The 14,075-nt window shown below is 41.0% G+C and carries 9 protein-coding genes; 6 read left to right on the top strand and 3 right to left on the bottom strand.

Translation table 11 applies throughout. The features are described 5' to 3' along the window. Positions 1-38 precede the first annotated feature (38 nt). Positions 39-1,196 carry an FAD-dependent urate hydroxylase HpxO gene (gene hpxO / locus DYI81_RS08880; protein WP_106984350.1) on the top strand — a complete coding sequence of 386 codons (1,158 nt, stop codon included), beginning with the start codon at positions 39-41 and terminating at the stop codon, positions 1,194-1,196. Between the two features lie 110 nt (positions 1,197-1,306). Here the strand turns inward: hpxO and DYI81_RS08875 are convergent, their stop codons facing one another. The 3 genes from DYI81_RS08875 to DYI81_RS08865 form a co-directional block, all read right to left on the bottom strand. Continuing rightward, positions 1,307-2,230 (bottom strand): LysR family transcriptional regulator, encoded by a 924-nt coding sequence (locus tag DYI81_RS08875; protein ID WP_117007346.1) that lies wholly within the window; start codon positions 2,228-2,230, stop codon positions 1,307-1,309. Positions 2,231-2,440: 210 nt separating this feature from the next. Continuing rightward, positions 2,441-3,433, bottom strand: coding sequence for an ABC transporter substrate-binding protein (locus DYI81_RS08870; protein ID WP_117007345.1), 993 nt, complete (start codon positions 3,431-3,433; stop codon positions 2,441-2,443). A gap of 9 nt (positions 3,434-3,442) precedes the next feature. Beyond that, positions 3,443-4,030, bottom strand: a complete 588-nt coding sequence (locus DYI81_RS08865; protein ID WP_106984347.1) for an ANTAR domain-containing protein — start codon at positions 4,028-4,030, stop codon at positions 3,443-3,445. A gap of 443 nt (positions 4,031-4,473) precedes the next feature. On the opposite strand from DYI81_RS08865, the gene DYI81_RS08860 reads away from it, so the two are divergent. From DYI81_RS08860 to DYI81_RS08840, 5 genes are all read left to right on the top strand, one after another. Further along, the gene (locus DYI81_RS08860; RefSeq protein ID WP_117007344.1) at positions 4,474-5,823 is read left to right on the top strand and encodes an MFS transporter; all 1,350 of its coding nucleotides are present in this window, start codon (positions 4,474-4,476) and stop codon (positions 5,821-5,823) included. Positions 5,824-5,889: 66 nt separating this feature from the next. Further along, complete coding sequence (nirB, locus tag DYI81_RS08855) at positions 5,890-8,436, top strand: nitrite reductase large subunit NirB (protein ID WP_117007343.1); 2,547 nt, start codon at positions 5,890-5,892, stop codon at positions 8,434-8,436. Between the two features lie 80 nt (positions 8,437-8,516). After that, positions 8,517-10,127, top strand: coding sequence for a nitrite reductase small subunit NirD (nirD, locus tag DYI81_RS08850; RefSeq protein WP_117007342.1), 1,611 nt, complete (start codon positions 8,517-8,519; stop codon positions 10,125-10,127). Positions 10,128-10,394: 267 nt separating this feature from the next. After that, complete coding sequence (locus tag DYI81_RS08845) at positions 10,395-13,175, top strand: nitrate reductase (protein WP_117007341.1); 2,781 nt, start codon at positions 10,395-10,397, stop codon at positions 13,173-13,175. Continuing rightward, positions 13,172-13,798, top strand: a complete 627-nt coding sequence (locus tag DYI81_RS08840) for an NTP transferase domain-containing protein (protein ID WP_106984343.1) — start codon at positions 13,172-13,174, stop codon at positions 13,796-13,798. Before DYI81_RS08845 ends, DYI81_RS08840 begins: the two co-directional genes overlap by 4 nt. The last annotated feature ends 277 nt before the right edge of the window (positions 13,799-14,075 follow it).

Below are 14,075 nucleotides of genomic sequence, written 5' to 3'. Positions count from 1 at the left end.
TTATGACTCAGATGATGAAATAAATACGGGAGTTATAGATGGAAATTGCAATTATTGGTGCAGGTATGGCGGGGTTAACCACAGGCATTGCACTGAAAAAATTTGGGCATCAAGTCAGTATTTATGAACAAGCTGAACAGATCTTACCAATTGGTGCCGCAATTTCCCTATGGTCAAATGGTGTAAAGTGTTTAAATTACCTTGGCTTAACGGAACAAGTAGAAAAGCTTGGCGGTAAAATGGACTATTTGGCTTATATTGATGGCCTCAGTGGCGATACCATGACGCAGTTCAGCTTGTATCCACTGATTGAAGAAGTCGGTCAGCGTCCATATCCTGTGTCTCGCGCAGATTTACAAAATATGCTGATGGATGAATTTGGTCGCGAAGATATTCATTTGGCCAAAAAAATGACGGCTTTTACCGAGCACAACGACACCGTCAAAATTCAGTTTGCAGATGGAAGCACAACCAGTTGCGATTTATTGGTCGGGGCAGACGGGACACACTCCATTACTCGTGCTTATGTATTAGGTGCACAGGTTGATCGTCGCTATGCCGGTTATGTTAATTGGAATGGTTTGGTCAATATTTCAGAAGAATTTGCAGCTGCAGATCAGTGGACAACTTTTGTCGGTGAAGGTAAACGTGTTTCACTGATGCCCGTTGCAGAAAATCGTTTCTATTTCTTTTTTGATGTGCCACTGCCAGTGGGTTTAGAAAATAACCGTAGCCAATATAAAACCTTGTTTAAAGAATATTTTAAAGGTTGGTGTGAGCCCGTACAAAAGCTGATTGAGGCAGTGGATGAGCAAAAAACCAACCGCGTTGAAATTCACGATATTGAACCTTTTGCAGATTTTTATAAAGGCCGTGTGGTCATTGTGGGGGATGCCGCACATAGTACGACGCCAGACATTGGCCAAGGTGGCTGCCAAGCCATGGAAGATGCGATTTACTTGGCGCGTGCCTTGCAAATTAATACTTTGGGGTTACAAGATGCCTTAAGACGCTATCAAAATAAACGAAATGAACGTGCCAATGAATTGGTACTACGTGCACGTAAGCGTTGTGATGTGACCCACATGAAAGACGAAGCCATTACCCGTCAATGGTATGAAGACTTAAAACAAGAGCAAGGTGAGCACATTATGAAAGGGATTATTAGTAATATTGTCGGTAATCCCTTAGATTGATGCTCTGACCGAAATGAATCATAAAACTAGTACTTGATACTGGTTTTATGATTTTTTTAAATTTTTATGAAGTGGATTTAATTCGTTCATCCGTTAAATAAAACGTTATTTTATATAACCTTGAGCTGATTTTTAATGATTTCGATTTGTTCGATCATTTGATTAATCATAATTTTAGATATTTTAGTGGTTTGACGCTTTGATGCTACACATAGTGCAATCGTTAAACGGTGAATCCCTTTTTCATGCAGGGGTTTAAAGATTAATTCGCCTGTTTTAATTAAAGGTAAGGCATCCATATAAGACATTAAGCCAATACCTAAATTCTGCTTAATTAAAGCACTCATCATACGAATATCATTACATTCAATTTTTTGTATGGGTGTATATTTATGATGTTTATACAAAGTATGCACATATTCACTAATCACTAAAGGCTCGCTGGGCATAATATGACGTTCGCTCAGCGTATCAGATAAATAAATTTTTTCTGCTGTGGCCAATGGGTGCGAGGGTGAAAGGGTATAGCCCAGTGGAATTTCAATAAAAGAGAGAATTTCTAATTGATGGTGACTTTGTGGGTTTAAAATAATGCCAAAATCGAGCTCAGCATCAATAATTTTTTTAGAAATAACCTCACTATTGTGAATACAAATGTTCATGTTAATCCATGGATACATTTGAGTTAAATCTTGGATACTGTCCAATACAAAACTGTCGTTGAGCGCAGAAATAAAACCAATATGAATATTACCCCGATTCAAACCTTGAATTTCATCAAAACGTATCCGTGTTAATTGAAATTCCTTTTGCCATTTAAGTAGGTCTGCATAGAGTAGTTCACCTGCAAGCGTAAGCTTTAAACCCTGTGGCAGTCTTTCAAATAATGCGACGCCTAGTTCTTCTTCAGCCAATACAATTTGTCGATGTACTGCTGAAACGGAGATAAAAAGTTGTTCTGCTGCTTTTCGTAAGCTTCCAGACTTCGCAACAGCTATAAAATATTCAGAAAACCTTGAAAAAGTAATCGACATAAAAATCAGTCTCAAAATTCATGCACTTGGCATATCGCTTAGGATCATCTATACGCTCTGTACAGGGCTAATGATACATAAGCGATTTTTGTGCCATGTTGAGTTTTTTGAATGGTTTATTCGAATTTAATTCTAAAAATGAGAAAGCAATTTTGGAAATTTGCATTCTATAATGACAAAAACCATAGGCGAATTGAGAATTTGACAGTTCTACGCATTAGTTAGACCCACGCACTGCTGAGCAATCTGCTCTATGTCTGCCATACTTAATTCTAATTGTTCCCATTTGCACATTTGTTGCACAATCCATTTAAAATTATCAACTTGAGGTGCTTTTTGCACACCAAAGCTACGAATAATATTTTGAATCTTATAAAAACTTTCAACATGCAAATGATCAGAGCAACTAAAACGAATAATTTCACTGGCTTCGAGCATTTTCCATACCTCGTCCAGTCGATCTAAATGCGTTAAATCGTGCTGTGCTTTCTGTATTGCTTTCTTCACAGCTATAAGTGTGTTGGGATGTTGCAACGCCCATTCTTGTGTTGTGGCAAGAACCTTATCGGCAACTTCGGGAATAATCTGGCGACTTTCCGCAATAATTTGGCTATAGCCCTGAATCTGTGCCTGAATATTCCACGGTTCGCCAACGCAAAAACCATCAACTAACTGTGCGGCAATGGCTTCAACCATATACGGCGGTGGTAAAGTCGCTAAGCGATAGTTTTGGGCCAATTCAGTATTGGCCAGAGCTAGCCATTCACGTAAGCAATAATGATGAATAGACTGCTTAAATACATGTGCCAATTGTATTTTTTTACCGTCCTGAATGGCTTGGCTAATTTTGTTGGCAGAATCTGCAGGTGTGTCTGTAGATGCGATATTCAACTCATAACACAACTGCTGACTTAAACTAATAAAAGCACGTGTTGTACTTAACACCAGTGAAGTTTGTAGCGGAATACCTAAATGATCATCTCCTGTTGCAGCTGCAGGAAGCATGGCCGACAAACAATGTGTCACATCCAATAAGCCAAATGCCATACGATCACGTAGACTGGCCCATGATGCTTCTTTAACCAAAGTTACTTCGAGACCTTGCTCGCTAAAATAGCCCTGATGCTGTGCCCAAAGTATTGCAGTGCAATCCAGTAAAGGTATATAGCCGAGCTGAATATCTGTTTTTTCTAAATCATTCATGATCGATCTTTAGTCCTTAAATTGAGTTTGAAGTAAGGCCTGTGCATCGATTAATCGACGTGCCATTTCACCCATGGTCATACGTTGGCTCATGGCATTTTTTCTGAGCAAAGCAAATGCTTTATCTTCTTCAATGTGATGGATTTGCATCAGCATCACTTTGGCTTTTTCAATGTCTTTACGGTCAGCCAATTTGCATTTTGTTTCATTTAAATCTTTGAGTAGTTTTTTATGCTTTTTAAATTGCTCAATTGAAATTTCTAAAATACTGTCTAATTTTACTGGATCAATGCCATCTACAATATAAGCAGTTACGCCAGCTTCAATGGCATTTTTAATGGTGTCCTTATGCGAATTTTTGGTAAAAAGCACAGTGGGTAAATCAAACTGACTTACGCAACTTTCAATAATGTCACGCTGTGGGTGATCCATATCTAAAAGAATGACATCGGCATGTAAGGTCTGTAGATCTGTAGTATTCAAATGATCAATCATCAGGCAAGCCACAACTTCGAAACTATGTTCGATTAAAGAGGACTTAATAAAAGATGCACGTTCTACATCATCATCGATGAGTGCTATTTTTAGTTTTGGCATGCAAAAACTCAGGGCCGTCCTGAAATGAAATTTAATAAGACAAGCAATTTAAATGCCAAGTGATAAAAGTCAGAACAAACTGAAAATTATATGAATTTTCAAAGCTTTTATGCCACAGCTTATACATGCCTGCACCTTTATAATGCAATGATGCATCAAGATTAAGCTATTTGAGCAAATGTTAATTTGGGGGAAAATGCAAAATTACATATTGTAATTAAGTTTTATCAAAACACTTACACACATAGTTAAAAATAAATTAATATTTAACAGTAACTTAAAATTACAAAGCCAAACTTGGCATGATGAGTGCATATACTCAAGAAAGTCAAAGACGACTTAAATAAAATTTGTAAGACGGCCAACGATGTCCGTTCTGATCGTTTCTGCTATGTCACTACATATCAGCAACTTGTATACGTTCAGTTCAGGAGTTGGAAGCTATGTCTTCAAATTTAAATGCCAAAAAAGCCACAAAAATAAGTCTATTTAATTTTTCTTCATCAGCAATGCGGGCCTTCCACATGAGTTGGCTCGCATTCTTTGTTTGCTTCTTTGCATGGTTTGCCTGTGCGCCTTTGATGCCAGTGATTGCAGGCGAATTTCACCTCACGAAAGATCAAATTGCCAATATTAATATTGCCGCGGTTGCGATCACGATTTTAGTCCGCCTGATCGTTGGGCCTTTATGTGATAAATATGGCCCGCGTAAGACCTACACAGCATTATTAATTGTCGGCAGCATCCCAGTCTTTGGTGTTGCTTCTGCGAATAGCTATGAATCTTTTCTTTTCTTCCGCTTGCTAATCGGTGCGATCGGCGCAAGCTTTGTCATCACGCAATACCATACAAGCATTATGTTTGCGCCTAATGTGGTGGGTACAGCCAATGCGGCAACCGCAGGCTGGGGTAATTCAGGCGGTGGTGCAACACAAGCTTTAATGCCATTACTGCTTGGTGCACTCGTTATGTTTGGTGTAGAGCAAGCGATGGGCTGGCGTATTGCACTGATTGTACCTGGTGTGATGATGCTGATCGTGGGTGCAATGTACTGGAAATTTACCCAAGACTGCCCACAAGGTGACTTTAAAGAACTACGTGAACAAGGCGTTGCTGTTGGTTCAGATAAAAAAGGCGGTGTGGCCATTCTTATGCACGCTGCGCGCAATTATCGCGTATGGATTTTATTTGGCGCTTACGCAGCATGCTTTGGCATTGAAATCTTTATTCACAACATTATTGCGCTGTATTACGTCGACAACTTCCAATTCGGATTAAAAGAAGCCGGCATGGCAGCAGGGATCTTTGGTTTGTTGGCACTGTTTGCCCGCGCGCTCGGCGGCATTGTTTCAGACAAAGTCGCGACCACCAAAGGCTTAGATGGCCGTACCAAAGTTCTGTTTGCCATGATTCTACTTGAAGGCCTGTTTTTAATTCTGTTCTCGCAAATGAGCACACCAATATTCGCCATTCTTGCAATGACAGTATTCGCACTCTTCACCCACATGGCTTGCGGTGCTACCTACGCACTGGTGCCATTCATTGACCGTGATGCTTTAGGTGGTGTGGCAGGCATTATCGGTGCAGGCGGTAACGTAGGTGCAGTGGCTGCAGGTTTCTTGCTTAAAGGCATGCTGGATATTCAAACCACGCTTATGGTGTTGGGCGGTCTAGTGGTTATTGCTGCAAGCTGTGTGCTGATGATCCGCTTCTCTGTAGAGCATAAAGAAAAAGAACAGCGTCTGTTTGAACAAGCTGTGAATGAAAGAAATCTAGCTGAAGCTCAAAACTAATACAAATAGCAGCCTAAGCGTATAGAGGCTTAGGCTGCGCAAAAGAAAATATTGCGGAGAAAGAATATGAAAATCATCATGATTGGTCATGGCATGGTAGGCCACAAGTTTATTGAATCTGTACTGGAACACGCAGGTGATGATGTTGAATTAACCATTTTAGCTGAAGAGCCGCGTCTAGCTTACGACCGTGTGCACTTAACTGAATATTTCAGCGGAAAATCTGTAAAAGACTTAACCCTTTGCCGTAGTGACTTTGCTGATGCATATGGCATAGATTTACGCCTAAGCACCAAAGCAGTTGAAATTGATCAGCGCAATAAAACGGTGACGACGAATCATGGCGATATTCTTTCTTATGACAAATTAGTACTGGCTACAGGTTCATACGCTTTTGTACCGCCAATTCCAGGCAATGAACGTGAAAACTGTTTTGTGTACCGTACCATTGACGACCTAGATGCTATCCGTGCTGCAAGCTTGAATGCAAAATCAGGTGTGGTGATTGGTGGTGGTTTGTTGGGGTTAGAAGCAGCGAAAGCGCTGCGTGATTTAAACTTAGAAACGCATGTTGTGGAATTTGCACCACGTTTAATGGCAGTGCAAATTGATGATTTAGGCGGCAAAGTACTGCGTACTAAAATTGAAAATTTAGGTGTAAAAGTACACACCCAAAAAGCAACGTCTTGTATTGAAGATGGCGCGGAAGCTAAACACGTCATGAAGTTTGGTGATGGTTCTGAACTTGAAACCGACATCATTTTATTTTCTGCTGGTATTCGTCCACGTGATGAATTAGCGCGTCAAAGCGGTTTAGCCATAGGCGAGCGTGGCGGTATTGTGATTAATGATCATTGCCAAACCTCAAACCCAGACATTTATGCCATTGGTGAATGTGCGCTTTGGCAGAATAAAATTTATGGCTTAGTTGCACCGGGCTATGACATGGCGCGTATAGCTGCAAAGCACGTTATGGATGAAAGCTGTAACGCATTTGCTGGTGCAGACATGAGCACCAAGTTGAAACTGATGGGTGTGGATGTTGCATCAGTTGGTGATGCGCATGCAATGACACCAAATGCTTTAAGCTATTTTTATGCAGACGAAGCGGCGCAAGTCTATAAAAAGATTGTGGTGAATGCTGAAAAAACTAAACTGCTAGGTGCGGTTCTAGTGGGCTGTGCAAAAGAATATAACGATCTTTTGCAAATGATGCTGAATGATCTGGATGTACCAGAAAGCCCAGAAAGCCTGATTATGCCGGGCTTTGCAGAAGCTTCAGGTAAAGCGGGCGGCAGCGGTGTAGATCTGCTGCCAGACAGCGCAACGATTTGCTCATGCAACAACGTATCTAAAGCGGATATCTGTTCTGCAATTGCGGATGGTTCGACTTCTTTAGGCGCACTTAAAAAATGTACGAAAGCTGCAACTGCATGTGGCGGCTGTGCACCATTGGTGACGCAAGTGCTTAAGTCTGAGCTGCAGCGTCAAGGTGTGACTGTAAATAATCATATTTGTGAACATTTTGCTTACTCTCGCCAAGAGCTGTATCACTTGGTACGTGTGAATGAAATTAAAACCTTTGATGATTTAATTCAGCAGCATGGTCATGGTTTGGGCTGTGATATCTGCAAACCGACAGCTGCCAATATTTTAGCGTCTTGCTGGAATGACTTTGTACTTAAACCAAGCCATGCAGGCTTGCAAGACAGTAATGACTACTACCTAGGCAACATACAAAAAGACGGCTCTTATTCAGTCGTGCCGCGTATGGCGGGCGGTGAAGTTACTCCTGATGGTTTAATTGCTGTTGGTCAAATTGCGAAAGAATATGGTCTATATACCAAACTGACAGGCGGTCAGCGTGTTGATATGTTTGGTGCACAAGTGCATCAGCTGCCTGAAATTTGGGAAAAATTGATTGCTGCTGGTTTTGAGTCTGGTCATGCATACGGTAAATCATTGCGTACAGTGAAATCTTGTGTCGGCAGTACTTGGTGCCGCTATGGCGTAGACGACTCTGTTGGTTTGGCGATCTTCCTAGAAAACCGCTACAAAGGCCTGCGTTCACCGCATAAATTGAAAATGGCAGTATCAGGCTGCACCCGTGAATGTGCTGAAGCGCAAAGTAAAGATGTCGGAGTCATTGCGACAGAAAAAGGCTGGAATTTATATGTCTGCGGTAACGGCGGTATGAAACCGCGTCATGCAGAATTGCTGGCTTCTGACTTAGACACGCAAACATTGATTAAGTATATCGACCGTTTCTTTATGTTCTACATTCAGACAGCAGACCGTTTACAGCGTACTTCGGTATGGCGTGACAATATGGAAGGTGGCTTGGATTATCTGAAAGATGTCGTTGTGAATGACTCACTTGGCTTAGCTTCTGAACTTGAGCGCCGTATGAACCATGTGGTTGGTACTTACCAAGATGAATGGCGTACTGCAGTGGAAGACCCAGAAGTACGTAAACGCTTTAAAACCTTCATTAATGCTAAGGCTGAGGCACAGCAAGACCCGCATATTCAGTTTGCTTCTGTACGCGGTCAAATTCGCCCAAAAACAGAATCTGAGCGCGATGTAAACCGTATCCCAGTTGTAGAAGCATGACAAATTTAGGTATTGGAACTTTTATTTCATTTACAGCCATTTCTAAGGTTTGGAATAAAAGTTCAGGAAGGATAAAGAATATGACAATTTTAAAAGAAATGAATGATCTAGAGTGGTTTGATGTTTGTGCCTTAGATGACATTACGCCAAATACAGGTGTAGGTGCTTTAATTGGCGATCAGCAAATTGCGATTTTCCGAGTAGGTGCTGAAAAGCGAGTTTATGCGCTGAGCAATCAAGACCCGTTTAGTCAAGCTTATGTCATGTCGCGCGGTATCATTGGCGACTTGCAAGGTGAACGTGTAGTTGCATCACCTATTTATAAACAGCATTTTAGCCTTGCAACGGGCCGCTGCTTAGAAGACAAAGACCAAAAATTACTGGTTTTTCCAAGCAAAATTGAAAATGGCCGTGTGCTGATCAGCCCAACTGCTCAAAAAACCTATATTACCAATAATGCGCCATCGTCCCAGCTGATGAAATTGGTTTTGGTTGGTAATGGTTTAGCCGGTATGCGCTGCTTAGAAGATTTGCTGGACATGGCACCTGATCGGTATGAAATTACGGTCATTGGTGAAGAGCCATGGGGGAACTACAACCGTATTATGCTTTCGCCAGTACTATCCGGTGATAAGACGATTGAAGATATTATGCTGCATCCTCATGCATGGTATGAAGGTAAAAACATCCGTTTTGTTGCAGGTGATGCTGCGGTACGCATAGACCGTCCGCGTAAGCAGGTATACACAGAAAAAAGTTTAGTCATTGATTATGACCGACTGATTTTAGCGACAGGTTCTAAACCGTTTATTCCGCCAATACCGGGTACTGACTTAAAAGGCGTTTTAAGCTTCCGTGATATTTATGATGTCAACAAAATGCTCGACTACTGCAAAACCAAGAAAAATGCAGTGGTGATTGGCGGCGGTTTATTAGGGCTAGAAGCAGCTTATGGTCTGAAACAGCGTGGCATGAACGTTACTGTACTGCATTTGATGGACCGTATTATGGACCGTCAGCTGGATGAAAAAGCCAGCCTGATGCTGAAATCAGCGATTGAGCAAAAAGGCATTCGTATTTTGACTGCAGCGAATACCCAAGAGTTGCTTGGGCAAGATGGTCATGTGACACAATTACGTTTGCAGGATGGCACGGTATTAGATGCAGATCTTGTTGTGTTTGCAGTTGGTATTCGTCCAAATATTGCATTGGCACAAAGTGCAGGCCTTCGCTGCGGACGCGGTGTAATGGTGAATGACACTATGCAAACCTTTGACCCAAGTATATATGCCGTTGGGGAATGTATTGAACACCGCAGTCAAACATTTGGTCTGGTTGAACCGCTTTGGGGGCAGGCTTTCATTTGTGCATCACATTTGGCTGAACATGGCAGTTTAACTTTTAAAGCGCCAACAGTGCCTACACAATTAAAAGTAAGCGGATGTGACGTATTTTCAGCTGGCAACTTTGAACCGCAGGATGATTTTGAAGACATCATTTTGAATGATGAAAAGCGTCAAATATATAAACGCATTATTATTCAAAAAGATAAAGTCATTGGTGCAGTTCTTTTTGGTGATACAGAAGACGGCACTTGGTATGCAGAATTGATTGCAGATGAAACACCAATCAGTTCAATCCGGAACAAACTATTGTTTGGTAAGAATTTTGCATTAAAGAAAGCAGGGTGATTCATTATTAATCAAATAATAGAGTCACGACCGCGCAATTTCATTTTAAGTAAATTGTATTTGCGTAGGTATTGCTTCACTTTTGAAGGATCAAAAGTGACAAAAATCCTTTGTTGGGCGAAGGGTACATCCTATACCCCGCCCAACGGTGGCATCCATGCCACCACACGATAATTGATATTATCTTAAATTTTAATATTTTAGTCATATTTTAAAATTGGCCGTAACACCCAATTTATTGAGTTTGGAAATTAGGAGCCAGCAGAAGTGAATAGTATCCCGATGGTGGAACTGCCAAGCTCCACAGAAAACAAAATTAAAACAACGCAAACCACTTGCCCTTACTGCGGCGTAGGCTGCGGCGTGAGCACAACAGTTGAGCAGACTGCTTTAGGACAAAAAGTTAGCGTAATTGGAGATGTCAGCCATCCTTCAAACTATGGCAAGCTCTGTATTAAAGGCAGCAACTTAGCAGATACGCTCGGCTTAGAAACTCGTGTGCTTTACCCAATGATGGGGCGTAAAACTGAGCGTAAAGTGCGTACATGGGATGAGTCTATTGATGCAATTGCAAATAAATTTCAACAATATATTGATCAATATGGTCGCGATAGCATCGCATTTTATGTGTCTGGCCAGCTGCTGACAGAAGATTATTATGCGGTCAATAAGTTTGTAAAAGGCTATTTAGGTACAGCAAATATTGACACCAATTCACGGCTTTGTATGTCATCTGCAGTTGCTGCACATAAACGTGCTTTTGGTGAAGATCTTGTGCCAGCAAGCTATGAAGACTTTGAACACACTGACATGGTTGTTTTGGTGGGTTCAAATACTGCTTGGTGCCATCCTGTGCTGTATCAGCGCTTAATGAAGGCCAAAGAAGAACGCGATTTATTTGTTGTCGTGATTGATCCGCGTTTTACCAGTACATGTGAAGCTGCAGATTTGCATTTGCCAATTTTACCTGGTCAAGACGTTGCATTGTTTAACGGCTTACTTCAGTACTTAGTTAAAAATAATTATAGCGATCTTGAGTTTATAGCGAATCATACACAAGGTTTAGCTCAGGCTTTGCAGCAAAGTGAATCAGAAGCATCTATCGAAGCTGTTGCAGAACGCACAGGTATTTCATTAGAAAAATTAAATATTTTCTTTGAAAAGTTTGCCAAAACAGAAAAGGTCATGAGCCTATTTTCTATGGGCGTCAATCAGTCTTCACGTGGTGTGGACAAAGCCAATAGCATTATCAATTGTCATTTGCTGACTGGAAAAATTGGCAAATTAGGCGCAGCGCCGTTTTCAATGACAGGACAGCCGAATGCCATGGGTGGCCGTGAAGTTGGTGGCTTAGCCAATATGCTGGCAGCGCATTTAGACCTAGATAACGCAGCGCATCAGTCTTTGGTGCAAGAGTTCTGGCAAAGTCCATATATTGCCAACAAGGCTGGGTTAAAAGCAGTAGATTTATTTCAAGCTGTCGAAAGCGGGAAAATCAAAGCTATTTGGATTATGGCGACAAATCCTGTCGTGAGTTTGCCAGATGCAGATCAAGTCAAACGTGCGCTTGAGCAATGTGAATTTGTAGTTGTCTCTGATATTTGTAAAGACACAGATACCACACAATATGCAGATGTGTTGCTGCCTGCATTGGGCTGGGGTGAAAAAGACGGCACAGTAACCAATTCTGAACGCCGTATCTCACGCCAATCTGCTTTTTTAGATGCACCAGTGGAAGCAAAAGCAGACTGGTGGGCAGTCGCGCAAGTGGCGAAAAAAATGGGCTTTTCAGGTTTTAACTTTAATAATGCTCATGAAATATTCATTGAACATGCGAAATTATCTGTGTATAAAAATGCGCCTTTGTGGCAAAGAGCTGCAGCAGAACATTTCCGTTATTTTAACTTGCACGGTTTAACTGAATTAAGCTTAGAAGACTATAACCAATTTGCACCGACTCAGTGGCCTGTATGGCAAGCTGATCAAGCCGTTGATGCTGTTAGTCGTTTGTTTGCCCAAGGCCAATTCAGCCATGCAGATGCCAAAGCTAAATTTGTGGCGACAGCCGCAATTAACCCTGTACATCAGGTCTGTGGCGAATATCCATTAATTTTAAATACTGGCCGTATTCGCGACCAATGGCATACCATGAGCCGTACGGGTTTATCGGCAAACTTAAGTACGCATCGTGCAGAGCCGTATTGTGAAATTCATCCGCAAGATGCCTTGAAGTTTGGTGTTAAAGATGGCGAATTGGTTGAAGTTAAATCCAATTGGGGACTGTGCATCTTACGTGCGCAAGTCAGCAGCAATATACGCCGTGGACAAGTTTTTGCGCCTATTCATTGGAATGATCAGGTAGCGTCCGATGCGAGAATTGGTAAAGTGGTTAACCCTGTGGTTGATGCGCTTTCAGGCGAACCTGAGTTTAAACATACACCTGTTTTTGTGCAGCCATTCTATACACAGTGGCAAGGCGTGCTGTACGTGCGTCAGGGCTTTGAACACATTGTGCAATCTACCATTCAAAACACGATTTGGTGGACTAAAGTCACTACAGCAAAAGCAACACGCTATGAACTTGCAGACCGTCAAAAATTTAGCGCCACGGTTGAACACTTGAAGGAACTTCTGCCTTTTACCGATGAAAGTTTTGAGTGGCTTAATTTACAAGATCAAACAGCTCACTTGAGTCATAGCATAGTACTTAAAGATGGCCAGCTTATTGCTAGTCTTTATATAGCACCTCAAGCTTTATTGCCTGATCGCGATTGGATTGCGGGGTTGTTTAAACGTGAGCGTTTAAGCGCCATGCACCGTAAGGCGCTGCTTGCAGGACAGCCAATGAGTATGAGTAACAGTGCAGGACCTTTGGTGTGCAGCTGTTTCAAAGTCGGCAAAAATATCATTATCGAAACCATCAAAGAAAAAAATATTAGTCATGAAAAACAAGTCACAGCTTGTTTAAAAGCAGGCGGTAACTGTGGTTCATGTTTAGCAGAAATTCGAGGGCTCATTAAAGCCTGTCAGATGGAGTATGCAGAATGAAAAAGAAAATATTTAAACAGGTTACATACCCGCAAACGGACTTAGTTATTTTGGCTGGAGGTCAAGCCCGACGCATGAACGGGATTAATAAACTCTTACATAAATTTGACGATGAAATTCAATTAATCAAAATTCATCAACATTTAAAAAGTCGTGTTGGTCAAGTTTGGGTCAATAGTCATCGCGATCATTCGATTTATGAACGCTTAATTCCATCCATTCAGTTTTTTAAAGATGATGAAGCTGGATTTCATGGGCCTTTGATGGGGATGAAAAGTGCATGGCAATACGTACAAGCTGACTATGTATTATTTGTACCCTGTGATGTGACTTATATTCCTAAAAAAGTCATTTCACGCTTACATCAGGCCATGCAACGCCATCCTTTATGCGAAGTTGCGGTTGTTGAAATTAACGGCAAGGCATTATTTCCATTTTGCTTATTAAAACGTAGCAGTTTGCCTAAAATATGCATGCATTTAGAACAAAATCAGCGCAGTTTAAAGCATTGTTTTGCAGAAATGCACATGCAATTGGCACGTTTTAAAAATCATGCACTATTTTTTCACAGCATTAATTCATTTGATGAGTTACAACAACATCAGCAGCTCAATTTTTTATAAACATTAAATACAAGTGATTAAATTACGCACATTTTCTGTGCAATTCACTTGATTGTAATTACGATATTTAAGCACTCACCCTCATGTAATGACTAATGTGAATAGTGTGTAGCTAAAAATAAAAGGGACATTGTTTCAAAAGTGTTTTGAAGTGTACTCATTTCAAAAATTACAAAAATATATCCCTGTTTTTAAACAATAAAAATTTATTTTTTAAAATTTAGAAACAACACTCAAAGTTGGAACACTTTTTGCTAAATAACTTGCAATAAAATAG

The organism is Acinetobacter sp. SWAC5 (assembly GCF_003419885.1).
Classification (GTDB): domain Bacteria; phylum Pseudomonadota; class Gammaproteobacteria; order Pseudomonadales; family Moraxellaceae; genus Acinetobacter; species Acinetobacter cumulans.
This window is presented reverse-complemented; position numbering and strand designations above follow the sequence as displayed.

Coding starts and splice junctions, on each gene's coding strand:
- hpxO (WP_106984350.1), top strand. CDS start 39: ATGGAAATTGCAATTATTGGTGCAGGTATGGCGGGGTTAACCACAGGC.
- DYI81_RS08875 (WP_117007346.1), bottom strand. CDS start 2,230: ATGTCGATTACTTTTTCAAGGTTTTCTGAATATTTTATAGCTGTTGCG.
- DYI81_RS08870 (WP_117007345.1), bottom strand. CDS start 3,433: ATGAATGATTTAGAAAAAACAGATATTCAGCTCGGCTATATACCTTTA.
- DYI81_RS08865 (WP_106984347.1), bottom strand. CDS start 4,030: ATGCCAAAACTAAAAATAGCACTCATCGATGATGATGTAGAACGTGCA.
- DYI81_RS08860 (WP_117007344.1), top strand. CDS start 4,474: ATGTCTTCAAATTTAAATGCCAAAAAAGCCACAAAAATAAGTCTATTT.
- nirB (WP_117007343.1), top strand. CDS start 5,890: ATGAAAATCATCATGATTGGTCATGGCATGGTAGGCCACAAGTTTATT.
- nirD (WP_117007342.1), top strand. CDS start 8,517: ATGACAATTTTAAAAGAAATGAATGATCTAGAGTGGTTTGATGTTTGT.
- DYI81_RS08840 (WP_106984343.1), top strand. CDS start 13,172: ATGAAAAAGAAAATATTTAAACAGGTTACATACCCGCAAACGGACTTA.